This window comes from Sulfitobacter sp. M22, from assembly GCF_021736025.1.
Lineage (GTDB): Bacteria > Pseudomonadota > Alphaproteobacteria > Rhodobacterales > Rhodobacteraceae > Sulfitobacter > Sulfitobacter litoralis.
The window spans coordinates 724,199-746,220 of sequence record NZ_WMEC01000001.1; the positions used below are offsets into that span (position 1 = coordinate 724,199).

Annotated in this window: 33 protein-coding genes; 32 read left to right on the forward strand and 1 reads right to left on the reverse strand. The window is 58.1% G+C overall.

All coding sequences use genetic code 11. The features are described from left to right. The first annotated feature begins 146 nt into the window (after nucleotides 1–146). From GLP52_RS03590 to GLP52_RS03680, 19 genes are all read left to right on the forward strand, one after another. Nucleotides 147–737, forward strand: coding sequence for a hypothetical protein (locus tag GLP52_RS03590; protein ID WP_237273383.1), 591 nt, complete (start codon nucleotides 147–149; stop codon nucleotides 735–737). Beyond that, a complete protein-coding gene (locus GLP52_RS03595; RefSeq protein WP_237273384.1) occupies nucleotides 734–1,441 on the forward strand; it encodes a hypothetical protein in 708 nt (235 codons plus the stop codon). Before GLP52_RS03590 ends, GLP52_RS03595 begins: the two co-directional genes overlap by 4 nt. A gap of 93 nt (nucleotides 1,442–1,534) precedes the next feature. Next, entirely contained in the window at nucleotides 1,535–1,933 is a 399-nt protein-coding gene (locus GLP52_RS03600) for an HNH endonuclease signature motif containing protein (protein WP_237273385.1), read from the forward strand. Nucleotides 1,934–2,052: 119 nt separating this feature from the next. Next, nucleotides 2,053–2,607, forward strand: a complete 555-nt coding sequence (locus GLP52_RS03605; RefSeq protein WP_237273386.1) for a phage terminase small subunit P27 family — start codon at nucleotides 2,053–2,055, stop codon at nucleotides 2,605–2,607. A gap of 4 nt (nucleotides 2,608–2,611) precedes the next feature. Further along, complete coding sequence (locus tag GLP52_RS03610) at nucleotides 2,612–4,288, forward strand: terminase large subunit (protein ID WP_237273387.1); 1,677 nt, start codon at nucleotides 2,612–2,614, stop codon at nucleotides 4,286–4,288. Continuing rightward, nucleotides 4,285–4,473 (forward strand): hypothetical protein, encoded by a 189-nt coding sequence (locus tag GLP52_RS03615; RefSeq protein WP_237273388.1) that lies wholly within the window; start codon nucleotides 4,285–4,287, stop codon nucleotides 4,471–4,473. The genes GLP52_RS03610 and GLP52_RS03615 overlap by 4 nt, the downstream gene beginning before the upstream one ends. Beyond that, nucleotides 4,473–5,810, forward strand: coding sequence for a phage portal protein (locus tag GLP52_RS03620; RefSeq protein ID WP_237273389.1), 1,338 nt, complete (start codon nucleotides 4,473–4,475; stop codon nucleotides 5,808–5,810). Before GLP52_RS03615 ends, GLP52_RS03620 begins: the two co-directional genes overlap by 1 nt. Next, complete coding sequence (locus GLP52_RS03625; RefSeq protein WP_237273390.1) at nucleotides 5,803–6,402, forward strand: HK97 family phage prohead protease; 600 nt, start codon at nucleotides 5,803–5,805, stop codon at nucleotides 6,400–6,402. The genes GLP52_RS03620 and GLP52_RS03625 overlap by 8 nt, the downstream gene beginning before the upstream one ends. 105 nt (nucleotides 6,403–6,507) lie before the next feature. Beyond that, a complete protein-coding gene (locus GLP52_RS03630; protein ID WP_237273391.1) occupies nucleotides 6,508–7,740 on the forward strand; it encodes a phage major capsid protein in 1,233 nt (410 codons plus the stop codon). A 73-nt stretch (nucleotides 7,741–7,813) separates the two neighbouring features. After that, nucleotides 7,814–8,266, forward strand: coding sequence for a hypothetical protein (locus tag GLP52_RS03635; RefSeq protein WP_237273392.1), 453 nt, complete (start codon nucleotides 7,814–7,816; stop codon nucleotides 8,264–8,266). Nucleotides 8,267–8,331: 65 nt separating this feature from the next. Next, complete coding sequence (locus tag GLP52_RS03640; RefSeq protein WP_237273393.1) at nucleotides 8,332–8,790, forward strand: hypothetical protein; 459 nt, start codon at nucleotides 8,332–8,334, stop codon at nucleotides 8,788–8,790. A 2-nt stretch (nucleotides 8,791–8,792) separates the two neighbouring features. Next, nucleotides 8,793–9,389, forward strand: coding sequence for a head-tail connector protein (locus GLP52_RS03645; RefSeq protein ID WP_237273394.1), 597 nt, complete (start codon nucleotides 8,793–8,795; stop codon nucleotides 9,387–9,389). Next, nucleotides 9,389–9,733 (forward strand): head-tail adaptor protein, encoded by a 345-nt coding sequence (locus tag GLP52_RS03650; protein WP_443069443.1) that lies wholly within the window; start codon nucleotides 9,389–9,391, stop codon nucleotides 9,731–9,733. The genes GLP52_RS03645 and GLP52_RS03650 overlap by 1 nt, the downstream gene beginning before the upstream one ends. 94 nt (nucleotides 9,734–9,827) lie before the next feature. Then, a complete protein-coding gene (locus GLP52_RS03655; RefSeq protein WP_237273396.1) occupies nucleotides 9,828–10,076 on the forward strand; it encodes a hypothetical protein in 249 nt (82 codons plus the stop codon). Continuing rightward, nucleotides 10,073–10,531 (forward strand): HK97 gp10 family phage protein, encoded by a 459-nt coding sequence (locus GLP52_RS03660; RefSeq protein ID WP_237273397.1) that lies wholly within the window; start codon nucleotides 10,073–10,075, stop codon nucleotides 10,529–10,531. The genes GLP52_RS03655 and GLP52_RS03660 overlap by 4 nt, the downstream gene beginning before the upstream one ends. A gap of 3 nt (nucleotides 10,532–10,534) precedes the next feature. After that, on the forward strand, nucleotides 10,535–10,918 hold the full coding sequence (locus GLP52_RS03665) for a DUF3168 domain-containing protein (RefSeq protein ID WP_237273398.1): 384 nt from the start codon (nucleotides 10,535–10,537) through the stop codon (nucleotides 10,916–10,918). Nucleotides 10,919–10,927: 9 nt separating this feature from the next. Continuing rightward, nucleotides 10,928–11,371, forward strand: coding sequence for a phage tail tube protein (locus GLP52_RS03670; RefSeq protein WP_237273399.1), 444 nt, complete (start codon nucleotides 10,928–10,930; stop codon nucleotides 11,369–11,371). Continuing rightward, complete coding sequence (locus GLP52_RS03675; RefSeq protein WP_237273400.1) at nucleotides 11,368–11,733, forward strand: hypothetical protein; 366 nt, start codon at nucleotides 11,368–11,370, stop codon at nucleotides 11,731–11,733. Before GLP52_RS03670 ends, GLP52_RS03675 begins: the two co-directional genes overlap by 4 nt. A 74-nt stretch (nucleotides 11,734–11,807) precedes the next feature. Continuing rightward, nucleotides 11,808–12,029, forward strand: coding sequence for a hypothetical protein (locus GLP52_RS03680; protein ID WP_237273401.1), 222 nt, complete (start codon nucleotides 11,808–11,810; stop codon nucleotides 12,027–12,029). A 29-nt stretch (nucleotides 12,030–12,058) separates the two neighbouring features. Here GLP52_RS03680 and GLP52_RS03685 read toward each other — a convergent pair whose 3' ends face one another. After that, the gene (locus GLP52_RS03685; RefSeq protein ID WP_237273402.1) at nucleotides 12,059–12,346 is read right to left on the reverse strand and encodes a hypothetical protein; all 288 of its coding nucleotides are present in this window, start codon (nucleotides 12,344–12,346) and stop codon (nucleotides 12,059–12,061) included. 26 nt (nucleotides 12,347–12,372) lie between these two features. On the opposite strand from GLP52_RS03685, the gene GLP52_RS03690 reads away from it, so the two are divergent. The 13 genes from GLP52_RS03690 to lysC all read left to right on the forward strand — a co-directional run bounded on the left by GLP52_RS03690 (nucleotide 12,373) and on the right by lysC (nucleotide 21,887). Further along, nucleotides 12,373–15,537: a hypothetical protein gene (locus tag GLP52_RS03690; RefSeq protein WP_237273403.1), complete on the forward strand. Its 3,165-nt coding sequence runs from the start codon at nucleotides 12,373–12,375 to the stop codon at nucleotides 15,535–15,537. Beyond that, nucleotides 15,534–16,466 (forward strand): hypothetical protein, encoded by a 933-nt coding sequence (locus GLP52_RS03695; protein WP_237273404.1) that lies wholly within the window; start codon nucleotides 15,534–15,536, stop codon nucleotides 16,464–16,466. The genes GLP52_RS03690 and GLP52_RS03695 overlap by 4 nt, the downstream gene beginning before the upstream one ends. Before the next feature lie 83 nt (nucleotides 16,467–16,549). Continuing rightward, nucleotides 16,550–17,209: a hypothetical protein gene (locus tag GLP52_RS03700; RefSeq protein ID WP_237273405.1), complete on the forward strand. Its 660-nt coding sequence runs from the start codon at nucleotides 16,550–16,552 to the stop codon at nucleotides 17,207–17,209. Nucleotides 17,210–17,220: 11 nt separating this feature from the next. Then, a complete protein-coding gene (locus GLP52_RS03705) occupies nucleotides 17,221–17,436 on the forward strand; it encodes a hypothetical protein (RefSeq protein ID WP_237273406.1) in 216 nt (71 codons plus the stop codon). Next, nucleotides 17,433–17,738, forward strand: a complete 306-nt coding sequence (locus tag GLP52_RS03710; RefSeq protein ID WP_237273407.1) for a hypothetical protein — start codon at nucleotides 17,433–17,435, stop codon at nucleotides 17,736–17,738. The genes GLP52_RS03705 and GLP52_RS03710 overlap by 4 nt, the downstream gene beginning before the upstream one ends. 70 nt (nucleotides 17,739–17,808) lie before the next feature. Further along, on the forward strand, nucleotides 17,809–18,063 hold the full coding sequence (locus tag GLP52_RS03715) for a hypothetical protein (protein WP_237273408.1): 255 nt from the start codon (nucleotides 17,809–17,811) through the stop codon (nucleotides 18,061–18,063). Nucleotide 18,064: 1 nt separating this feature from the next. Then, nucleotides 18,065–19,282: a hypothetical protein gene (locus GLP52_RS03720; protein ID WP_237273409.1), complete on the forward strand. Its 1,218-nt coding sequence runs from the start codon at nucleotides 18,065–18,067 to the stop codon at nucleotides 19,280–19,282. Continuing rightward, on the forward strand, nucleotides 19,279–19,683 hold the full coding sequence (locus tag GLP52_RS03725; RefSeq protein WP_237273410.1) for a hypothetical protein: 405 nt from the start codon (nucleotides 19,279–19,281) through the stop codon (nucleotides 19,681–19,683). Before GLP52_RS03720 ends, GLP52_RS03725 begins: the two co-directional genes overlap by 4 nt. Next, the gene (locus GLP52_RS03730; protein ID WP_237273411.1) at nucleotides 19,680–20,030 is read left to right on the forward strand and encodes a DUF1353 domain-containing protein; all 351 of its coding nucleotides are present in this window, start codon (nucleotides 19,680–19,682) and stop codon (nucleotides 20,028–20,030) included. Before GLP52_RS03725 ends, GLP52_RS03730 begins: the two co-directional genes overlap by 4 nt. A gap of 46 nt (nucleotides 20,031–20,076) precedes the next feature. Continuing rightward, nucleotides 20,077–20,394, forward strand: a complete 318-nt coding sequence (locus GLP52_RS03735) for a hypothetical protein (RefSeq protein WP_237273412.1) — start codon at nucleotides 20,077–20,079, stop codon at nucleotides 20,392–20,394. 75 nt (nucleotides 20,395–20,469) lie between these two features. Next, nucleotides 20,470–21,327, forward strand: coding sequence for a glycoside hydrolase family protein (locus GLP52_RS03740; protein WP_237273413.1), 858 nt, complete (start codon nucleotides 20,470–20,472; stop codon nucleotides 21,325–21,327). Next, a complete protein-coding gene (locus tag GLP52_RS03745) occupies nucleotides 21,296–21,712 on the forward strand; it encodes a hypothetical protein (protein WP_237273414.1) in 417 nt (138 codons plus the stop codon). Before GLP52_RS03740 ends, GLP52_RS03745 begins: the two co-directional genes overlap by 32 nt. A 4-nt stretch (nucleotides 21,713–21,716) precedes the next feature. Continuing rightward, nucleotides 21,717–21,887, forward strand: coding sequence for an Rz1-like lysis system protein LysC (gene lysC / locus GLP52_RS03750; protein ID WP_237273415.1), 171 nt, complete (start codon nucleotides 21,717–21,719; stop codon nucleotides 21,885–21,887). Nucleotides 21,888–22,022: the final 135 nt, after the last annotated feature.

The window sequence follows — 22,022 nt, forward strand, 5'->3', positions numbered from 1 at the left end:
ACTGGCACAGTTTGGAACAGTTCTGCGTAAAGGAAAGGAAAGGAAAGGAAATGAAAGGATAGAGACGGCACGGAACAGAAACGGCTCGGCACGCCATTGGCGGTGAGGGTGCTGAGAGGGGATTAGGCTGAGAAAAGGGGAACGGCATGGAAGAGGCGACAGAGACGAAAAGGGACCGTGTGCGCAGGCTGCTGATCGATCCGTTGAAGGCTGACGGGTTCAGGTTTGCTAGGGGTGTGACGGCTGATGACGCAAAGACGCGGCTGGATCGGTTGGCGGATGATCTGGCCTATCTGAAGGATGACGGCCTTGTTGCATTGCGGATCTCGCTCAGGACCAAGGGCGAGGGCACGGCGCGGTGCTTCTGGCCTGCGCCTGCAACGGTGCTTGGTTTGGCGGAAAGCTTTCAGCGCCGGCCACTGGATGAATTGCCTCAGCTGCTGCGGTGGTTTGCGTCTGCGGCGGGTGGTGCGGCGCTGCTCGGGGATCGGCTGGTCGCTGAGTATTGGTTCTGGACCATGCACAAGCGACCTCCCGTCAAGCCGATGGACAAGAAGATCGTTGCGCAGAAGGCAGAAGACTGGCGTCGTAGGGTTGAACTGGCGCAGGATCGCATCGCGCGCGGGCACAGTATCCCTGATGACGATGCCCAGTGGCTTGAATGGTACAAGGGTAAAGTCGATTATGTGGAAGGGTTGGTCGGCAATCAGTCCGGTGTGACGGAGGATGCTGCATGATGGTGCACCGGGCGTTTCAGTCGGGCAGGCGGGTAGGCACGACTACGGCGGCGCAATCGGCACCGGATGGCCTCGGGCGAGTGCGCAGGCAGATCAGCATCCAGTCGCTGCTGGAATGGGCATTTGCGGATGAGTGTGCGTCGATCGACTTTGAAGACGAAGGCACATTGGCAATGGGCTATGGTTCCATCGGGAACGCCTACCTGATGGCACAGCGTGGCGCGCTCGGGTGTCGGATCGATGGTGGTGGCCGGTCGCTGCCGGATCCTGACGCGGACCTGGTCGCAGCTGCTGTCGCCGTGTTGCCAGAGGGTTGCGGTGGCCGGCGCATGGCGGTGCAGATCGCTGAGCTGGCGCGGGCGAGGGCGATGCCTGACGCGTTCGTCGGTGTGCAGCCACGATGTGAACCGAATGACTGGCACGTCAATCCGTATGGTCGCAGGGCAAAGACCAAGAGCCTCGGCATCGAGATTGATTCCTCGGGTCTGAGGCCTCGGCGTCACGATGTGCAGGTCTGTCCTGTCGTGTATCGGCCTGATGGTGGGCAGGTCGCAGCGGCTCGGCGTAATTATTTGCAGTGGTGGTCTGCATTAAGTGAGTTGCGTATCACATTCGAAATACACACTAATCTGTCAAGATGGTTAGTGGATGACTGCATGCCGCCGATGACACCATGGAAGAAAGGTATTGCGCCTCAGGGTTAGCCCCCCTAGACATCATGCCAACAACACTTCTGCGCCCGGACGGTAAACCCGCTCCGGGCGCTTTGCGTTTGGGCTTCTAGGAATGGATGGGATGTGCCGACTGCTCCGAAGACATTCCGTGCCGCACATGCGCCGACGCCCAAGCAGAGTGAACAGGACTATGACAGGCGTCGGGGTTCGGCGCGTGAGCGTGGGTATTCTTCCAAATGGGACAAGGCATCGGTCGCCTTCCTCCGAAAACATCGGGTCTGCAAGGCGTGCGAGGCCGTGGGCATCCTGCAAGCGACAGAGGTCACTGACCATATTGTCCCTCATAAGGGTGACATGGGTCTGTTCTGGGATCGAAGCAATTGGCAGGCCTGCTGTCGTTGGCACCACGATGTGGTCAAACAGATGCTGGAGCGTGAGTTCCTTGCCGGTAGCATTGGCCGTTCCGATCTGAACCTGACCAGTCGTGCGGCACTCGATCTGGCATCCCGCCTCAGGTTCTGAGGGGGAGGGGGTGGTTTCATCCCTAGAAACTGCACGCCTCCGGACCGGTGGGGAGAGAGGAAAAAATGCGCGCAGGTTTTCGAGAAGTTTTTTTTATTTGGTGTGAAGGAGAATGAGCGATGGCGGGCAAACGTAGGGGGCCAGCGCCGGAACCTGCGGCTGTCAAAAAAGCCAAAGGGAATTCGGGGCGACGTCCGATCAAGACGGAAGAGATGGAACAGCTGGTCGGGCAGGTTGAAGAATCTGTTGAGGCTTCGGCGGAGATCAAGGCACCGGACTGGGTGAGCGAAGAAGGCCGCAAGGTCTGGGAATTTTTAGCGCCCCGGCTGCTGGCCATGCGCATTCTGCAACGCATCGATACGCTGACCTTCGGTCGATACTGCCAAGACTTCGGACGCTGGATCACGCTCTCCAAAGTCATCGAAGATGAAGGTATGACCTACAAGCCGGAGAGTGATCACGGGAATTACATCAGACCGCACCCGGCTGTCATCATGTCGCAGCGTCTGAACCGGGATCTGATGGCGATGGAAGGCAGCTTCGCACTGAACCCTGCCGATCGTCAGCGCTTGTTTGCGGCCAAAGCAGCTGCCTCGATCGCGCCTGATCTGTTCAACCAGGGCGAAAAGGAAGAGGGCAAAGAGCAGAAGTCTCCCGTTGGCCTTCTGAACTGAGGGTATGGCAGTTGCATGTCGGCCCCGGGGCGTCGGCCAGCGCGCTACGTTCGATCATGACCGGCAGGTTTGGGTCAGTGGCGATTATTGGTTCGACGAAAAGGCCGCCGACGCTGCGGTGGATTTTTTCCCGACCTATCTCAGGTTCACGTCCGGAGAATGGGCGGGGCGGCCCTTCGTCCTGGAGGACTGGCAGCAGGATGACATCGTCCGCCCTTTGTTCGGGTGGAAACGGGCAGACGGGACGCGCCGTTTCAGGCGGTGCTATGTCTGGATCCCGCGCAAGAACGGCAAAACGGAAATGGCAGCCGGCATCGCACTGCTGATGTTGCTGGGAGACGCTGAAGAAGGCGGTGAGGTCTATTCAATTGCCGCCGACAAGGATCAGGCTGCGATCGTATTCAACAAAGCCTCGACGATGGTGGGTAAATCTGACCCGCTTCAGGACCATCTGGTCTGCCTGAAGACGGCAATTTACTGCAGCTCGCTGAACGCGTCGTTCCGTCCGCTGTCCGGAACCGGAAAGGGCAAGCACGGCATGGCTGCCAGTGGGTTGATTGGAGATGAGATCCACGAATGGCCCGGGCCTGACCTTTACCAGTTCATGCACGACAGCCAAGGCAACCGACGCCAGCCGATGGAGTTCCTGATCTCGACCGCTGGTAAGAAGGGCGGATACGGTGCCGAAGTCTGGGACGAATGTGAGAAGATCCTCGACGGCACGCTGAACGACCCTGAAACGCTGGTGGTTGTGTATGCTGCGGACGCGGATAACGACGACTGGACGGCTGAAGAGACATGGTTCAAGGCTAATCCAAACCTTGGGGTCTCCAAAAAGATGGACACGATGCGGGCCGACGCCCGCCGGGCGATGAGTTCGCCGCGGTTGGAGAACGCGTTCAAGGCCTATCACCTGAACATCTGGTCCGAACAGGCGGTGCGTTGGCTGCCGATCGATGTAGCCGATGACATGGGCCGGCGCTTTGGCTGGAAGTATTGCACAGGTCCGACCGATTGGAAGTCACTCGAAGCGGAGCTGACCGGGATGAGGTGCTTCACAGGCATCGATCTCTCGGCGGTCAGCGACTTGTCTGCCGTGGTGCATTGGTTCCCGGTCCAGCCTGGGCTTGATGTGCCGGCGGTGATCCCAAGGTTCTTCAAGCCGAAGGATTTGCTGCAAGAACACGGGAAGCGGGACCGGCTGCCCTATGAGCGATGGGTTCGCGACGGCGCGCTGATCGGCACAGAGGGCAACGTAGTGGATTATGCCTTCATCAAGAAGGTTTTGTACGACGATGCAGAGCGTTTCGAGATCCAGAACATCGGAATGGACCGCTACAACGCGACACAGGTAACCATCGAGATCGCTCAGGAAGGCCTGCCGGTCGAGTATTACCAGCAGGGTTTCGTGTCGATGTCGCCGCCATCGAAAGAACTGGAGCGTCTGGTGATGTCAAATGGGCTGCATCATGGCGATCATCCGGTGCTTGATCGGCATGCAAAGGTGGTTGCTGTGGAGACGGACGCCGCGGGCAACATCAAGCCGACCAAGGCAAAATCGACGCAGCGGATTGATGGAATTGCCGCCCTGGTAAACGCGATCGGGGTCGCATCGAAAGACGAAGGCGACAGCGGCAAGCTGACCAGTGAGAAAATTTTAGAACGTGGGGGCCTGATATGAGCGATCAGAATAAGAGCGAAAAGCCAGAGAAGGGCACTAAGCCATCCGTAGATGCTCGCGATATCATGTGTATCGTTGGCGTTGGATTGGTCGGGTATGGTGCCTGGCTGGTCTATCCTGCGGCTGGGTTCATCGCGCCGGGTGTGATCCTGACCGCTGTGGCCATCTTCGGTGTGCGTAGCTGATGGGTTTCCTGTCTTCGCTCAGCAGTGCTGCCAGCGCTCCGGATGAGGTGCGCGAAACAGTCGATCCAAAGCATCCGCGCGACCCGGTGCTGGCACAGATGTTCGGTGATCCTGACGGTGTGTCAGTAACGCCCCAATCGGCGATGCGTGTGACAGCAGTCTATGCCTGTGTTTCGTTGATATCGGAAACAATCGCTGCACTGCCGTTGCACGTCTACAAGCGCACAGTGAGTGACAAAGGAGTGACGACACAGGCAAAGATGACTGAGCATCCGCTTTACAGCGTGCTGCACGATATGCCCGTGGCGGGCATGACATCGTTCGAGTGGCGCGAGATGCAGATCAGCCATACCGCGCTGCGCGGTGACAGCTATGCGCGGATCATTCTCGGTCGGGACGGGCGGGTGCGGGAACTGCCGCCGATCCTACCCGATCACATTCAGCCGTTTCGAAATGCGGCCGGACAATTGCGGTATCGGTGGTGGCCGGATGGCATGGGTCCGGTGCGGATCCTTTTTGATGATGAAGTGCTGCGGATCCCGCACAAAATGCTCGACGGCGTGAACAGCTTGTCGCCGATCGCAACGCACCGTCAGACCATCGGCACCGCGCTATCCGCTGGCCGTTTCCTGCGGTCCTTTTACCAGAACTCGGCACAGCCCAAGGGTGCGCTGACGACACCCGAGGCTTTGAGCCCGGATGCAGTGACTGCCTTGCGCGAGAGCTGGAACAAGCGGCACCAAGGGCCGGACAATGCTGGAAAGATCGCTATTTTTGATGGCGGCATGAAATGGGAGCAGATCGGCATGTCGATGGACGATGCGCAGTATCTTGAGCTGCAAAAGTTCAGCGTCGGCGACATCGCGCGGATCTTCCTGGTACCGCCCCACAAGGTGGGAGAAATGGGCGCTGCGACGTTCTCGAATATCGAGCAACAGGCGATCGAGTTTGTCGTCGACACCATCCTGCGGTGGGTCAGACGCATCGAGATGAGGATGAATTCGTATCTCCTGTCTGCCGCTGATCGCGCGGCGGGCGTGTTTATCGCGCTGGATATGAAGGGCCTGTTGCGCGGTGACGCAGCTGCAAGGTCCGCGTTCTATCGCGCCATGTTCTACATCGGTGCCATGAACCCCAACGAGATCCGCAAGGCTGAGGACATGAATCCCTATGAGGGCGGGGAGGAATTCTATGTGCAGGGTGCGACGGTGCCGATCGATAGCCTCGGTATGGGTGCGCCGGGTGCTGGAAACGACGGTTCGGTCGAGGAGATGATTGCCCAGGCTGTGCAAAAGGCACTTGAAGCAGAACAGACAAGGAAAATGCGGAATGAATGACAAAGTTGAACCAAAGAGCAAGGTGGAACGGCGGTATTTCAGCTGCCCGGATATCGAGCTGCGCGCCGTCGGCGATGATGGCCCTTCTGTACTGATCGGCTACGCCGCCATTTTTGACCAGCTCTCTGAAGATCTGGGCGGGTTTCGCGAGCAGATCGCCCCAAATGCTTTCGCCAGCAGCATTGGCGGCGATATCCGGGCGCTATTCAATCATGACACCAACCAGATCCTTGGCCGCACAAAGGCCAAAACTCTGGTGGTGGCGGAGGATCAGCGTGGTCTTCGCTGCGAGATCACGTTGCCGGACACGTCCGTTGCCCGTGATCTGCGTGAAAGCATCCGCGTCGGCAATATCGACCAGATGTCTTTCGGGTTTCGCACCAAGAAAGACAATTGGGCGGATGTCGATGGTAAGATCGTTCGCACGCTCATCGACATCGAGCTGCTGGATGTGTCGCCGGTGACCTTCCCGGCCTACCCGCAGACAGAAATTGCCCTGCGCTCGATGGGCGAATGGCAAGAAACGACGGCACCGGTTGTGGTGCCTGACTATGAGGTTGAATTGCGCAAGCTCGCGCTGATCAGCCTTTAACCTCTCCGCCTCGGGCGGGCCCTTCCGAAACTTCAACCAAAGATCCCCGTTTGCGGGGCCTGAACTGGTGGCGCGATGTCACCCTGACCAAAGGAACAATCGAAAATGACTATCAAGGAAATGATCGAAAAGCGCGCCAAACTGATCAAGGATGCGCGGGCGTTGATCACCGCTGCGCAGACCGAAGCGCGTAGCATGACCGACGAAGAGAACGTTCAATACGACAAGATGTTCAAAGAAGCGGACGAACTGCGCACGAACATCGAGCGCGAACAGCGTCAACGTGAAGCTGAACGCGAACTGGAAGAGCTGGCAGGCGAGGGCGAAGAGCGTGGCGCGGCTGCCGGCGGTGACCGTGGCGAACAGCGTGGCCGCGCCGATCTGCTGATGGAAGCGTTTCGCGGCTTCCTGACTACTGGTCAGCCCACAGGTGATGGTGCCGAGGAATTCCGCAACCTGGCAGCGGGCGTGAACACCGAAGGCGGCTTCCTGGTGGTGCCCGAGACCTTCGTGAACCTGCTGATCAAGGCAATGGATGACGAAGTGATTATCCGTCAGCTGGCAAACGTCATTCCGATGACCAGTTCGGCCAGCATCGGGATGCCGACGCTTGACAGCGACATGGGCGATGCTGACTGGACCGTCGAACTCGGTACCGGTGGCGAGGACGATCAGATGCGGCTGGGTAAGCGCATCATGCGCCCTCATCCAATGGCAAAGCGCATCAAGGTTTCCCAGCAGCTGCTGCGCACGGCGGCGCTGTCCCCCGAAACGCTCGTGCGTCAGCGCATGGCCTACAAATTCGGCGTCACACAGGAGAAATCCTACCTTCTGGGCAACGGCGATCGCAAACCGCTTGGCCTGTTCGTCGCCTCTCCGGATGGGATTCCGACATCGCGCGATGTGTCCGAAGACAACACCTCGACCGCTGTCACTGCAATGGGTCTCATCTCTGCCAAGTACTCGCTGAAAGCTGGGTACTGGAGCAAGGCAAATTGGTTGTTCCACCGTGATGTGATGAAGCAGATCGCCAAGCTGACAGATAACGAGGGTCAATTCATCTGGCGCGAAAGCATGCGTGATGGTGAGCCTGACCGCCTCCTGGGGCGTCCGTCGCGGATGTCCGAGTTCGCACCCAACACGCTGGCCGCTTCCCAGTATGTCGGCATTCTGGGTGATTTCAGCCACTACTGGATCATCGACAGCCTGATTATGCAGATCCAGCGCCTGACCGAGCTCTATGCCGAAACCGGTCAGATCGGCTTTATCGGTCGCTATGAGGGCGATGGTCAGCCGGTGCTGGCCGAGGCTTTCACCCGCATCAAGCTCGGGGCCTAAGCCCGCGCGCTGAATGTTCTGCCGCAGGCGTGATCCTGCGGCAGTAATCAACCTTTTTGAACAGGAGTGTCCGATGACGCCCAATCTTCTTAACTCACTTGCCCTGCAGTTTATCGGGGCATCAATCGCCGCCGCGTCAAACACCGATGCAGATTCCGTCATCATCGATATGGCGGGTTATGAGGGCGTGTTTGTCATGGCCCATGTGACCGACAGCGTGGCCACCGGGATCGCCAGTCTGACCGTACAGCAGAGTGCGACCAACGTGGGCGGCGACATGGCCGACATTGCGGGCGCGACTGCAAGTTTGACCAGTGCGGTCAACGACGACCTGAACGGGCAGATGATCGCCATCGATGTTCACGGTCCGCGGGAGCGGTATGTGCGGTTCAATCGGTCCTCGGATGTCGCCAACGTGGCGTTCGGCGATCTGGTGGTGGTGCGATACGGCGCGCGCAAGCTGCCGATCGAGCGGCCATCGACCTTCGGCGTCGAAGTTGCCGTCAGCTCACCGCCGAGCGTTTGATCCATCAGGCCAGCCTGACGGCTGGCCCCTGAAACCTATCGGAGTGAGACCTCATGCAAGTTAAAATGTTGAAAGTGTCGGCATCAGCACTGCTTTGCGCAGATGCGGGCGAGATCGTGACCGTAGACGATATTCTGGGCAAGCAATTGATTGCAGCTGGCGCCGCAAAAGCGCATCTGCCCGTCCGCCGCGAGACCGCCATGATCGATCCCAAGAGCATCGAAGAAGCGGAACGTGAGCGATCCCGCGCGTTGGCAGAGGCAGAAGCTGCCAGGAAGAAACCGGATGTGATCAAGCAAGCCCTCGACCAGCTCGATGCGGAAGAAGATGAAGATTGGACCGCTGCGGGCAAGCCTGCAATGGACCGGATCAAGGAACTGACGGGATCTGCAACTCTGACCCGGGCCGAAGTTGATGCGGCCTTTCCAGACTTCTCGCGCCCGCTCAATGATGCGCCGACAGCCCCTCCGCCCGCTCAGCCTGTGCCTGCCACCAAAGCTGGCCCGCGCTCCAGCGCGCCCTGATCATGCAGCGGTTGCGATCGATACTGGCGTCGCCGCCCGAAGTGACGCCAGTCACGCTTGAGGACGCCAAGCGACGGGTGCGGCGCATCGAAGATGATGACAATGATGAGATCGAGATGCTGATCGCCGCAGTGGTTTCACATCTTGAGGGCGTCGATGGCATCCTGGGGCGGGCGTTGATAACGCAAGACTGGACGGATACGTTCGACGGCTTCCCGCGTAGTGATCGTCTCGACCTGCGGCTTGCGCCGGTGCAGTCCATCGTTTCGATCGGGTACATCGACGCGAACGGTGCCGAAGCCACGCTATCGCCTTCTAAATTCAAACTGCATTCGGATGCTTCCGGGTGCTTCGTTCGGTTGTCATCCAAGGCAGCTTGGCCAGCCACCGACGATCGGGATGATGCGGTGAAGGTAACCTATCGCGCCGGGTATGGAGATGCTCCTGCAGATGTCCCGGCTGCAATACGGCTGGCAATTCTGGATCTGGTTGCGCACCGTTTTGGTAATCGCGGAGCAATCCTGGTTGGCGTGAGCGCGGTAGAGATTCCGCGCAGCGTAGCGGCTGACCTCGCGCCCTATAAGAGGCCGCATTTCTGATGCGCCCTGGTGAAATGAAGCACCAGGTGCAGTTTCTGCGTGGGCAGCTTTTGGATAACGGGCTGCAGAAGGAGATTGTCTGGGGTGACCCTGTAGACGATGCGATCGGTCCAAAGCTTTGGGCTAAACGTACGCCTATCAGCGATGGTGAAATATGGCGGGCCAGCCAAGTCTCGGCCAACATTACGGCGCGGTTCGTCGTGTACTGGTCGGCGTTGACCTCCAGTATCACGCCAAAGGATAGACTGGTCTGCGACGGCACCGTCTATGACATCTCGGGCATCAAGGATCTCGGGGATGACAGGATGTGGTTAGAATTCACAGCGTCGGCGAAGGTTTCTTGAGGGGTGGGCTGCGAAGGCCGCGTCAGCGACCTCAAAGTGAGCGTGGGCCCCAGGCAGTGGCTTGAAGTTTCAGTATCGGAAAGTGTGGATCAAAATGGCTCAGAGTATTCTAAAGATAGAAACAAACCTCTCCGAATTCAGTTCAGCCGTTAAACGGCTTGCGGAGTATATAGATACTGCGCCGGATGATGATCCAGTCAAGGAAGCCATGCTGGCTTATGGTGCAATCGATCTCGAACACGACATCACGCAGGAAACTTCATGCGTTAATGGCGTTACGACTATCACCTATGGTTTCAAACCGGCGTTTCAGAAGCTCGTCGATATGGTGCCCGCTCAATGACCGGGTCTGTAAAGCTGACTGGTTTTAAGGAACTTGATGACGCATTGAAAGACTTGACCGCAGCTGGTGGTAAGGGAGCATTGCGCCGCGCCCTCAAGACGGCAGCGCAGCCAATTGCGGAAGCGGCCAATGCAGCAGCGCCTGTAGGTGAGACAGGCGAGTATGCGCAATCCTTCAGCTACTCTACGAAACTGAACAAGCGGCAGTCCGGCCTGCATCGCAAGATGTTCCGCGATGACAGGGCGTCCGTCGAAGGGTTTATTGGCACCGACAATCCGGCGGGTGTTCAGCAGGAATTCGGCAACGAGAACCACGGCCCCCAGCCTGCACTGCGTCCTGCATGGGACGGCGGAAAGGATAAGCTGCTGGATGATTTGGGGCGTGAGATTGGCTCTGAAATCAACAAGGCAACGGCACGGGCAGCGCGCAAGGCTGCGCGGCAAGCAAGAGGATAGGCCGTGGAAGAACTGATCCGCGCTTTACTAAAGTCCACACCCGAAATCGCGGCAATCGCTGGCGACCGCGTAAACTTTGGCGCTCATCCTCAGGGCCAACCTTATCCCGCAATTTTGCTCAACGTTGTGAGCAACATCGAGGGATATTTGATTAACGCCCCCAGCGGGCTGTCGCAGGCTCGCATTCAGGTGGACTGCGACGCCAACGATTACGCGTCTTCCAAATTTCTTTCCCGCGCCGCCTTGACCGCTTTGAGCGGTTACAGCGCAGGCCGGATCCAAGGTGTGTTTCACGCGGGGTCGCGTGATTACCACGAAGGCGGATCGAATGTGCCTGACCGGCCATTTCGGGTCTCGCTGGACTTCATGATCACTTACAACAACTAGGAGGCTCTTATGAGCAAACAGATTATCGCGTACGGGGCACTGACTGAGCGCTCCGATGACGAGGGAGCGACTTGGGAAAGCATCCCTGAGTGCAAAGGTATCGCGATCCCAATGGTCGAGACCGACTATCAGGATGTCACAAGCCTCGACAGCCCCAACGGCTTCCGGGAATACATCAAGGGCTTGAAGGACGCCGGCGTTCTCTCCGTTCCGTGTGGGTATACCTCAGCCGGATATGAGCAGCAGCTGGCCGATCAGGCTTTGGACGTGCCGGTGCTCTATCGGACCACCATGAGGGCTGCGCCTGGACAAGCCACCGGTGACATCTTTGAGTTCTCCGGCTTTCCGACACCTCAGGTCGAGGGCGGTGACATTGGCGCACCGGTCGAAATGACCGTCTCGATCCGCACCACGGGCGATGTCGAGTGGACCAAAGGGACGGCAGCAACATGAATACCAAGCGCGGCACAGTGAGTTTTGAAGTCGGGGGCGTGTCGCATTCGGCACGCCTTTCGACAAATGCCATGATCAAATATCAGGATGAAACCGGGGTCAGCGTTCTTGAAGCATTCAGGGAAATGGAAAAGAAGAACGTTGACATGAAGGTCATCCGAGATCTGCTTTGGGTGAGTGTCGAAGGCGAACACACCAAAGAAGAGATTGGCGACTTGATTGACGAAATGGGCTTTGTTGAGGCCGCCCGCATCCTTGGTGAAGCTGGCAAGCTGGCCTTTCCGGAGACCGAAAAGGGTGATGGTGCAGAAGCGGGAAACGTAAAGGCGGGGAAAGCGCCCCGCAAGACCAAGACTTCATAAGTTCGCTTCTTTCGAGCTGGCTTGGTCACGGCCAAGACTATGCCCAGTTTTGGGGCCTTACGCCGCGCGAGATAGTGATTATCCTGCGCGGCATTGTTGACCGGGACGAACGTGCCCACGAATTGTCCCGGAATCGCAACTACGAACTGGCAAATCTTATCGCGTTCGCGTTCCACGATCCCAAAAAGATGCCCAAGCTGAACGCGGGTTCACGGCAAAAAGATGTGCCGGATGAGGTGGCACAATTGCAGGTCAGGGCGTTCTTTATGGCTATGGCTAAAAAGCCGAAGGGTTAGGGCTAAGAGCGGCTCATTAAGCGGCGTTTTCACTCAGACGGATACTGTGAGCACAGCAGAAGCAGCTCTTCTGCAATAACGGCCCATGCCCGTTCAATCTTCTCAAATGCGTCAACGATGTTCTCTACATTTTCACTTCCGAAATCGGGAACGGTTTTGAATTGATGGGATCGCACTTCTCGCTGATTTGAGAACGCGTCAGATGTGAATATTGTCTTTGATAGTTCTGCCATGCAGTCGCTTTTCTCAGAGTAGTTCTTCGCAGAAGCTCCTGAAGCGCAAAGCGCAGCTGCAATGAACAGCAGTTTTCCAAACATTTCTAAAAATCCTAAAGGGGTAATTGATGTCACAGTCCGTCATCGGCGCGTTGCGTGTCAACCTTGGGCTTGATAGCGCCCAATTCAAGCGCGGCATGTCCGAGGCCCAAAAGAACCTTGAGGTTGCCCGGACCAAGTTTCTGGCTGTCGCTGGGGTCGCCGCTGCCATGGGGGCAGCGCTTTCAACCGCAGCCTTGGCTGGGGCTAGCCAGATCGACGCTTTAGCCAAGTCGGCAAGGCGACTTGATAGCAGTGTCGGCGGATTCCGAGCGCTTGAATTGGCTGCTGGTGAAGCGGGCGTATCACTGTCCACGCTTACTGACGCAGTCCAGACAATGGATCGTGAGATTGCGAAGGGCAGCAAGGGGGCATCCGAGGCACTCAAGGCCCTAAATCTGACCGCCAGAGATTTACAGGGCATAGATGCTGACGAAAAGATGGCCGTCCTTGCAGATGCCATTGAAGAAATGGGCCTATCCACCGCACAATCATCCGTGGTGCTGCAACAGCTTGGTGTTCGAAACCGCGAAATGGTGCTGGCCGTTGGCGCTGGCGGTGAAGCGTTCCGGCAGGCACGGGCTGATATTGAAAGCTACGGCCTTGCGATCAGCCAAACAGATTCTGACGCCATCGAAAAGGCGAACGACCGGATCGGGCGGCTTGGTCTGATCTCGCAATACGCGGGACAGCAACTTGCAATCGCGCTGGTGCCGGCGATGGGGGAAATGGCTCAGGCAATGACTGACAGTCTGCGCGAAGGCGGGGCGCTGCGTGCTGTCATTGATGGGCTGATTGATAATCTAAGCACCCTAGCAGGCACAGCAACAGTTCTGGTCGGTGTAATGGGCACGAAGTACGTTGCGGCGTTCGCGGCTGCACGTGGCGTGACTTTTTCGCTTGTCGGTGCGCTGACCGCCCTGAAGGGCGCTATATTCGCTACTGGCTTTGGTGCTTTGGTCATCGGCGCGGGCTACCTGGTCGGGAAGTTCTCTGACTTGGTGTTCGCGACCGGCGGATGGGGCAATGCACTTGAAGCGCTCGGGGATCTGGCGGCTGGCGTTTGGGCTGGTATCACGAAAAGCGCCGAGGCGATCCCGCCCGCAATGTCTGCGATCTGGGAAATGGTGGCATCGAGCTTTTTCGGCGTGATGTCCAGAATCCACGAAACCTGGTCGCGGTTTCTCGGCAATCTCGGCGCTGATATGGCGGACATTCCCGGCATGGGGGCTTTCGCTGATAAGATCCTCGAGACTTCCGGCAAGGCCGCCTCGGCGATGTCGGAGTTTGATGGAAAGGCGGAGTCTGCTGCAGCCAGCGCCGGCAGGTTGAAAGCTGAGGCATCGGCCTTGGCTGTTGAAGGTTTTGAGATGGCGCGCGCCGCCGGTGCAAAGCTCGCTGCGATTGTTTCCGAGACATCAGACGAGGTCGACGGCGGCGCGGATTCCACAGAAGACCTAAACGACGCGCTCAATGACGTTGGTGGTTCTGGGGGATCTGCTGGCAAGGCTGCAAAGGCGCTGGAAAAGGTAAAGACCGAGGCCGAGGCATACAACGATGCACTGAAGGATGCCGCCCTTACGTCCGAGGACATCGGTACCAAAAAAGCCAACATCATGATCAGCGGCATCGACGGCGTTGCCAATGCGTTCGGTGACTTTATCGGGCGCGGTCTGACCGGCTTCAAGGATTTCGCCAAGTCGATCCTCTCGAGTTTTACCGGCATGATCAGTCAGATGGTCGCTATGGCGGCCAGACAAAAGATCATGCTTTCATTGGGGATCACGTCCAGTGGTGTCGGCGGGGCCGCCTCGGCTGGCGTACCTGGTGGCGGTGGTATCCTTGGGGGCGGCGGTGGAATTCTCGGCAGCATTGGCGGCGGCATCGGCGCGCTGACATCAGGCATAGGCGCGGGTTTCAACATGGCTGTTGGCGGGTTTATGTCTGGTGGCCTTGGCGGGCTGACGGGCGTGATCGGTACTCAGATGGGCGCGGCCACTGCCACAATGGGGGCTTTTGGTGCAGCAATCGGGGCTATCGCTGCGCCCTTGCTTGCGGTCGCCGCTGTGTTTTCGTTCTTCAAGAAGAAGACCAAGGAACTGGACGCTGGCCTGCGCGTCACGGTCGATGGGTTGGACGCGATGGTGCAGACTTTTCGCACGATCGAGACAAAGAAGTTCTGGGGCTTGTCCAAGAAGGTCAGCACGTCCTATGGCAACGCGGCTGCTGAAGTTGCTGCGCCGCTTCAAAAGGCAATCAGCGACATCGGTAACAGCATCATCGGTCTGGGTCAGGTCGTAGGCTTAGACGCGGCCAATATCGACAAGGCCAGCTTTCGGTTCAATGTCTCGACCAGGGGCAAATCCGAGGAAGAGATCCAGAAGGCTGTTGCGGCCGAGATGGAGCGCCTTTCTGACGTGTTTGCCGATGCCATGGTCGGGACAATCTCTTCGTCCAACCCGTTTTCGGGCAAGGGCGGGATCCTTGGGGTGATCGGCAGCGCCCTCGGGTCATCGACCAGTCAGGTAAATGAGGCGTTCGAGGCGCTCAAGCGGGCCGGTGAGGGGTCTTATGATGCCCTGTCTCGGATCGTGGTCAGCTTACAGACCGTCAACCCCGCGATGCGCGCCCTTGGCCTGAACCTGTATGAAATGTCCCTTGCCGGTGGTGATCTTGCCAGCACGTTTGCTGATCGCTTCGGTGGGTTGCAGGGCTTCGGAGAATTCATGGGAAGCTACTACGATGATTTCTATACCGCGCAAGAGCGCGCGCGCCATTCAACAAAACTCATGGTCGAGCAGCTTTCCGACCTCGGTATCAATGCGCTTCCTGCCAGCCGCGCGGCCTTCCGCGCTTTGGTCGATGAGGCTGATAGTCTGGGTGATAGCGAACTGGTTGCATCACTTATCAAGCTGTCCCCGGCCTTTGCTGAGATCACGGCAGCATCGGATGCGCTCAGTGCAAGCCTTGCCAATAACACGCTCTTCAGGACCAAAGCGGATCAGATCTATGCGCAAACCGCCGGCGGCTATCGCGCCAGCCTTGAAGATATTCAGACTGCAGCAGGGGATGATGTCACTGCGCTGTTGAATGAGGTAGTGCGTGCGATCCGGGAAGGTGATCAGAGCAACGCGAGGTTGACCAACCAACTGTTCAACCAGATGCGCCGCGCTGCTTTGGAGCCCGGCACATGAAAATCATACTTCCGGTCCCGGTCTCCGACCTGACATTGACGGCGAGCAATGTGCCCGAAGATGATCATGCTGTGTGGTCCGCGCTCACGACTTACGAGCGCGGCGATTATGCTATCAGTCTGGTCACGCATACGGTCTATCGCTCCCTCCTGGGAGACAACACCGGCAACAATCCCGATCTGGAAGCAGCGGCTCTGGCAGATCCCTTGGTAGACAATCCCGATCCGGTCTACTGGCAGATCATTGGTGCAACAAACCGCTGGCGGATCTTTGACAGCAAGCCGTCGCAGCCTGCAGTGCAGGCAGGATCGATCGAGTTTGAGGTCAGACCGGGCGTCTTTATCGGCGGTATCGCCGGATACGGAATTGTTGCCGACACGGTGCGGGTCAGGGTCTATGCCGATCCGGAGCTCATATATGACCGCACGGTGGAGATGAACGACGAAAGCGCTGTGACGGACTGGCTGGCCTATTTTGTCGAGCCGTTCCGCCCGCTCGAAGAGTTCGTGCTGACAGATCTGCCTGTCCTCGGAACGCCGCGCATCGTGGTGACCTTAACCGGCGCGCAGGTCGCGGTTGGGCAGATTGTGCAGGGCTACATCTCCGAGCTCGGAATCACACCCCAAGACGGTATTGCGGCCTCCGGTCTCGACTTCAGTTTTGTGCAGACTGACGATTTCGGCAACCTCGAAACGATGAAGCGCGAGGCGACCCGTCTCATGGATTTCGATGTTGTGGTCAAGCGCGACAGCGTGGCGGGGGTGACGCGGATCCTCAAGGGGCTGCGCGGCGGCACCCCTGCTGTCTGGATCGCCAGCGAAACCATCGCCTTTGCCGCGACCAACTACGGGTTCTATCGAGGTTATCGGACCCTCTACACCGGCGCGGATCACGCCATCATCTCAATCGAAATACAAGGAATAGTCTGATGCCAGCTCCGGTTCCCCCCACAGTACCACCACCCGCGTTGCGTAGTGACCCCGCCACCTTCAAGGAGCGGGCAGAGGCAAACGTGACATTCTTTGCCACCCTGGTCGGCTATATGAACAGTGTGGTCACCTGGATTGTCGGTCAGGTCGAAGACATCACCGCAATCGCCATGGCTGGCGATCTGCCGCCGCTGACAGGGCGGGCAGGCGACCTGCTGCGGGTAAAGGATGATGAAACCGGGCTTGAGTTTCTGACAAGCGGCCTCACGGGGCGCGCAGTTCTCGAAAGCGAAAGTGATGCCGAAGCGCAGGGCGTTATGGGGCTTGGCGAATTGGCGACAAGGGACTTCGCGACGGAAGGTGAAGCGCAGATTGGTGCAAACAACATCGCAGCTATAACACCACTGACCTTGCGCCAGGCATTTAATGCGGCTGGTTCTGCCCCGGTCTGTGCCCCGAGGTCATGGCTTTTATTCAACGGCATAACAAACGAGATTCTCGCATCTGTTAATATATCTAGCATAGCTGATAATGCGGAAGCGGATTACACCGCCAACTTCATCACCCCGATGCCGGATGTAAACTACGGCGCATTTGTGGACGCTGGTGAAGATAGCATTGCTGGATCCCCCGCTAGCTTGGCTGGCTCCATCCGCTCCACATCGAACTTCAGATTTAACGTTGTGTCAGGCTTGGGGTCTACGATTGAGCGTGCACGTGTGTCCGTAGCAATTTTCCGATGAAAGGCAACCCAATGAACGAACGTATCATCTACCAGAACGATGAAGGCGGCGTGTCGATCTTGATCCCGGCCGATTGCGGCCTGACGGTCGAGCAAATTGCCGCCAAGGACGTACCGACAGGCAAGCCCTACAAGATCGTGGACGCGGCGGACATTCCGACTGACCGCTCCGCTCGCGGCTCCTGGACGGTCGATGAAGCCGATCTGACGGACGGGGTGGGCGCATGATTATCAAGAACACAGTCCCGACGCCCGAAGCCGTCCGCGCCAAGCGCGCTTCCTCGATCAAGGCCGAGGCTGCGCGCCGCATCCTTGAGGTGTGCCCCGAATGGAAGCAGCGCAACCTGACCGCCCAAGCCGCTATCCTCGCCGAAAAGGGGCGGGCCAACTGGACCGAAGCCGAGGCGGTAGCGTGGACGGCCGGGGAAGCGATCTGGTCGCAGATCAGCGCAATTCGCACGGCATCTAATGCGCTGGAAGCGGCTGACCCGGTGCCTGTGGACATCACCGACGACACGCATTGGGTTTAGGGCTAACCGCCCCTCAAGCGAAACAAGCATGGGTGCATGCAGCCCCCCCCAACCAAGTAGGATTTCAGGAATGCCCACTTACCAGACAGACGACAAGATCATCCCCGAAGGCGTGAACTACAGCACCGATTTCTCGATCGTTGTAGATCCCGGCGATGGGGATGTGCAGGTGCAGATCGAAGATTCGGCAGGCGACTGGTTCACGCCAGATGGGGAAGAGTACACCCTCACCTTGGCCGATGTTTATGTGATCGACCGCCGCAACCGGCCATCACTCAAGATCGTCGCATCCGGCACAGCGAAATTCTACACGATCGGGGTTTGATATGGGCATCCAGAAAGGGATCATTTCGGGCCGCCCGGTCGTCTCGCGCGGGCTAGGCATCAGCAGGGGCGTATTGCTGCGTCCTGACGGTGGCGGGTTCTTCCCCGCAAGCCTGTTCGCAAACGGGGAGCAGGGCGCATGGTATGATCCAAGCGACCTAAGCACGCTATTCCAAGACGCTGCTGGAACCGTGCCTGTTACCGCTGCGGGTCAGCCTGTGGGGCTTATGCTGGATAAATCGCAGGGGCTGGCGTTGGGGCCGGAGTTGATCACGAACGGGACGTTTGACACAGACCTTACTGGATTTTCGGCGGGTGCTTCGTGGTCTTGGGCCGATGGTAAAGCTTCGGCTAGCGGCGCAGCAACTCTTGATGATGCACTTATCCAAAATGGGGTAGTGCCTGCTGGCGAATGGGTCGAAATATCATTTGACCTAGAGGTTTTCTCTGGTGCTTTGGATGTGAGGAGTGGCACTACTGGAGGAGCAGAATATTTTACTGCTCTTTCAGTATCCGGGCAATACACTCGGATATTCAAGAACCCTCTTTCAGAGACGGCCTATAATTTGCGGTTCAATCGCAATTCCGGCGTAGGCGCATTCAGCGGCACCCTAGACAACATCTCCGTCCGCGAACTCCCCGGCAACCACGCCGTACAGACCATAGCGGCTGCACGTCCAACGTATCAAACAGATGGCACCCTGCATTGGCTGGAATTTGACGGCGTTGACGACTCCATGGTTACACCTACGATCACGCCGGGAACGGATAAGGTGCAGGTGTTTGCGGGGGTGCGGAAGCTAAGTCCCAGCACCGCTATTATTACGGAACTTTCTAGTAGCTCCATGAGCAACAACGGCACGTTCGCTATCATCTCAAATACTCGTTATGAGTTTAGGAGCAGGGGTGCTGTAACCTCTGACGTCGTAAGCCCTGCCGGCCAGTCCCTTCCTGCCAATTCGGTCATTACAGGTATTGGGGATATATCCGCAGATATTTCTACTATTCGGCTTGATGGGTCTTCTAACACATCGCCTGCCGATCAAGGCCTTGGTGACTACCTTGCTTACCCTTTGTACATTGGTGCGCGATCAGGCCCTTTGGTGCCGTTCAAAGGCGACCTATTCGGCCTGACGGTCCGCTTTGGTCCTGCTCTTGATGTATCCATCATCGAAAGCACCGAAGCCGATCTCGCCGCCAAGACGGGGGTCACGCTATGAGACTGACAATCGCGGTCCCTGCTGACCATACTGACATCGCCAATCACTACGCTATGACCTTGGGGTACTCCGAGGCCGACGGGCAGACGTACCGCAATCCCTCTTGGGCCGATGTTGATGGCAACCTCTATGCGCTTGCGAGCTTGATCATTGGCGAGGGGTTCATTGGAAACGCTACGTCTCCTTTGCCACGCCCCGCATGGGATACCGAGGAAGTCATAGACATGGCCAAGGCATCGCAGGCTCAGGCGCTGGTGGTTCTTTGGACACCAGATTCTGACGGCCCGCCGCCTATAGCAGTTGCCGACAAGATCACGGCTGTTCTGGGCATGGAGGGCATCGAGGCTGTCGCGGCTATGGGTTTGGTATCCGCTCTTCGTGATACGGACTTGCTGGCATGAGCGCGTACACCCAAGCCTCCGACTGGTACGAGCCGATCGGGGACATCCTCTACCGCTCAACAAAGCCACTCATATGGCGGGTCGGCAGCTTGGGCACCGGCGCCGAGTATGCGGTACCAGTTGGCACGGTGTTCGACGTGTCGATCCCGCGCGGCCTGCGCTGGCTCTTTGATCCGCACGACCCGCGATACCTCAAAGCGGCCGCCCTGCATGACTATTTTCTCGCGCTAGGCTGGGATCGTTTCACCGCGGGCGCGCAGTTCCACGAAGCATTGAAGGCTGACGGCGTTGCTAGATGGCGGCGGGCGGTGATGACGCTGGCCGTGCTGTTCTTCAAATACCAGTAAAGGCACCAACATATGACGGCAGACGAATTTCAGATGGAGCACCCAAATGTCGATTATTGAAAACTCCGACAGGGGGATCACGCTCAATAAAGGGCTGGCGTGGACGGTCGGCACCGGATTGATCGGCGCGGGTCTCTACGTTGGCTTGACTATTGCCAGCTTGACAACTGCCGTCGACAACCAAAACGAACAGATCAGCGAGGCTAGGCAAAGCCGAAACGGGATCGAGCTCCGTGTTCGCGTCCTGGAAAACACCGCAGCAGGAACGGAAGTCCAGTTTCGCAACCTGTCATCCGGCCTCGAAGAGGTCAAAGCAGCTCAGCGCGAAACCAATACGCTCCTGCGCCAACTAGTGCGGCCATAGCTTAAGACTGACCCACCCCCGACAATTTAACCGAAATGCCCCGCTTGCGGGGTTTCAAGCATTGGAGACACGACAATGAAGCTAATCCCAAACGCAAAATCAAAGATGCGGGCTTACAGCATCTGCACGCTGATCCTGATCGCATTGGTTTTCTATGGACCCGAGCAGTATTTCGCGATCACTGGTGATGTGATCGACCCCTATCTCGTGGGCAACGTGATGCTGTTCCTGATCGTATTCGGCATCATCGGATGGTTCATCGACCAGACCCTGCCGAGCATCCTGCGCACTTTGAAGCTGGCTGGCATCAGCGTGATCATTACGGCGGTATTGCTGTGGCTCGTGTCGGCACCAGCCTTTGCGATAGGGGATGTTCCTGTCTCGAAACCTGTCACAGTTTCGCAGCCGAAATCCGGCCTGCCGACTTGGGAGAAAACCGCCATCTACGCAATTCCGCTGACCAAGCAATGGGAAGGGACGGGGCCGACGTTCAAATGCTCGGAAAGCGCGCGCGGGATCTGCGTTCGTGCCTATCTCGATAGGATCCCCGAGCCTGACCTGCCGACGATCTGCTACGGGGAAACCAGCCACACCGGTACACGGGTTGCGATGGGTGACGTTCGCACGATCGAGCAGTGCGAGGCCGGGCTGTATCGGATCATGCGCGAACAGTATTGGTCCAAATATCGCACGGGCGTCACGATCGACTACATGCCACCCCAAGTCGATGCGGTCTTCACGGATCTGGCGTGGAACGTGGGCCCGTTCGCCGTCCTGAAGTCATCCGCCCTGAAAAGCGCAAACCGCGGTGACTTCGCCGACGCCTGCTATCGGCACACCTTCTACAACAAGTCGGGGGGCGTGCTGATACGCGGTCTGAAGCTGCGCCGGTCTGCTGGGTATGAAGTTTGCATGTCTGGGGTGGGTGCGTGATCTGGGTCGCACTTGGCATCGCTGCTGTCACCGTTCTGCTGATCTGGTGGCTGACATGATGCGCTATGTGGCCGTCGGCGCTCTACTGGCCTGCCTGGGGCTGTCCGGGGCGCTGTGGTGGCAGTCTGGCACGGTGAGCGATCTTGAGGCGGAGAACAGCCGTCTCACGCGCAATGTCACCGCCCTGACCATGCAAGCGGATCAGTCGCGCCTTGCCGCTGATGTGGCTGCTGCGCGCGCTGCCCGAGCCACACAGATGACGATCGAGGCAGGCGCGACGATCAAAGCTATCCGAAAACTTCAACTTGGGGAGTGCGCCGATGCGCAGATTGATCCTGACCTTGCCGCTATTCTTGGGCGCAGGGATGTGCCAGCCAAGGATTGAGTATGTGCCGGTAAAGCCCGAGGTGCCGGCGCAGCTGCTGGAACCGACCCCGATCTCGACACGGCAGCCAGTGACCTATCGAGATCTGGCAATCCTCGCGACTGAGCATCTGAACAGCGCGCAGCAGGCGAACGATGACAAGGCTGCAATCAAGCAGATCCTGGCCGAAGACTGACCGGCTGAATATCGAGTGAAAGCAATCGGTCGGATCTGGCCGAAAAGTGAAAGCAATGGAAAAGCCCGCTCGCCTCAACAGGTGGGCGGGCTTTTTTGCGTTCAAGGGTGTGGCTTGAACTTGGAGCCGAACCGC

Bases quoted from the DNA above. Each gene is read 5' to 3' on its own strand.
- GLP52_RS03695 (WP_237273404.1), top strand. From the start codon at position 15,534: ATGAAAATCATACTTCCGGTCCCGGTCTCCGACCTGACATTGACGGCG.
- GLP52_RS03650 (WP_443069443.1), top strand. From the start codon at position 9,389: ATGCGCCCTGGTGAAATGAAGCACCAGGTGCAGTTTCTGCGTGGGCAG.
- GLP52_RS03730 (WP_237273411.1), top strand. From the start codon at position 19,680: ATGAGCGCGTACACCCAAGCCTCCGACTGGTACGAGCCGATCGGGGAC.
- GLP52_RS03635 (WP_237273392.1), top strand. From the start codon at position 7,814: ATGACGCCCAATCTTCTTAACTCACTTGCCCTGCAGTTTATCGGGGCA.
- GLP52_RS03720 (WP_237273409.1), top strand. From the start codon at position 18,065: ATGGGCATCCAGAAAGGGATCATTTCGGGCCGCCCGGTCGTCTCGCGC.
- GLP52_RS03705 (WP_237273406.1), top strand. From the start codon at position 17,221: ATGAACGAACGTATCATCTACCAGAACGATGAAGGCGGCGTGTCGATC.
- GLP52_RS03745 (WP_237273414.1), top strand. From the start codon at position 21,296: ATGAAGTTTGCATGTCTGGGGTGGGTGCGTGATCTGGGTCGCACTTGG.
- GLP52_RS03660 (WP_237273397.1), top strand. From the start codon at position 10,073: ATGACCGGGTCTGTAAAGCTGACTGGTTTTAAGGAACTTGATGACGCA.
- GLP52_RS03615 (WP_237273388.1), top strand. From the start codon at position 4,285: ATGAGCGATCAGAATAAGAGCGAAAAGCCAGAGAAGGGCACTAAGCCA.
- GLP52_RS03690 (WP_237273403.1), top strand. From the start codon at position 12,373: ATGTCACAGTCCGTCATCGGCGCGTTGCGTGTCAACCTTGGGCTTGAT.
- GLP52_RS03605 (WP_237273386.1), top strand. From the start codon at position 2,053: ATGGCGGGCAAACGTAGGGGGCCAGCGCCGGAACCTGCGGCTGTCAAA.
- GLP52_RS03675 (WP_237273400.1), top strand. From the start codon at position 11,368: ATGAATACCAAGCGCGGCACAGTGAGTTTTGAAGTCGGGGGCGTGTCG.
- GLP52_RS03625 (WP_237273390.1), top strand. From the start codon at position 5,803: ATGAATGACAAAGTTGAACCAAAGAGCAAGGTGGAACGGCGGTATTTC.
- GLP52_RS03685 (WP_237273402.1), bottom strand. From the start codon at position 12,346: ATGTTTGGAAAACTGCTGTTCATTGCAGCTGCGCTTTGCGCTTCAGGA.
- GLP52_RS03630 (WP_237273391.1), top strand. From the start codon at position 6,508: ATGACTATCAAGGAAATGATCGAAAAGCGCGCCAAACTGATCAAGGAT.
- GLP52_RS03620 (WP_237273389.1), top strand. From the start codon at position 4,473: ATGGGTTTCCTGTCTTCGCTCAGCAGTGCTGCCAGCGCTCCGGATGAG.
- GLP52_RS03670 (WP_237273399.1), top strand. From the start codon at position 10,928: ATGAGCAAACAGATTATCGCGTACGGGGCACTGACTGAGCGCTCCGAT.
- GLP52_RS03640 (WP_237273393.1), top strand. From the start codon at position 8,332: ATGTTGAAAGTGTCGGCATCAGCACTGCTTTGCGCAGATGCGGGCGAG.
- GLP52_RS03590 (WP_237273383.1), top strand. From the start codon at position 147: ATGGAAGAGGCGACAGAGACGAAAAGGGACCGTGTGCGCAGGCTGCTG.
- GLP52_RS03715 (WP_237273408.1), top strand. From the start codon at position 17,809: ATGCCCACTTACCAGACAGACGACAAGATCATCCCCGAAGGCGTGAAC.
- GLP52_RS03735 (WP_237273412.1), top strand. From the start codon at position 20,077: ATGTCGATTATTGAAAACTCCGACAGGGGGATCACGCTCAATAAAGGG.
- GLP52_RS03610 (WP_237273387.1), top strand. From the start codon at position 2,612: ATGGCAGTTGCATGTCGGCCCCGGGGCGTCGGCCAGCGCGCTACGTTC.
- GLP52_RS03725 (WP_237273410.1), top strand. From the start codon at position 19,279: ATGAGACTGACAATCGCGGTCCCTGCTGACCATACTGACATCGCCAAT.
- GLP52_RS03655 (WP_237273396.1), top strand. From the start codon at position 9,828: ATGGCTCAGAGTATTCTAAAGATAGAAACAAACCTCTCCGAATTCAGT.
- GLP52_RS03740 (WP_237273413.1), top strand. From the start codon at position 20,470: ATGAAGCTAATCCCAAACGCAAAATCAAAGATGCGGGCTTACAGCATC.
- GLP52_RS03595 (WP_237273384.1), top strand. From the start codon at position 734: ATGATGGTGCACCGGGCGTTTCAGTCGGGCAGGCGGGTAGGCACGACT.
- GLP52_RS03710 (WP_237273407.1), top strand. From the start codon at position 17,433: ATGATTATCAAGAACACAGTCCCGACGCCCGAAGCCGTCCGCGCCAAG.
- GLP52_RS03645 (WP_237273394.1), top strand. From the start codon at position 8,793: ATGCAGCGGTTGCGATCGATACTGGCGTCGCCGCCCGAAGTGACGCCA.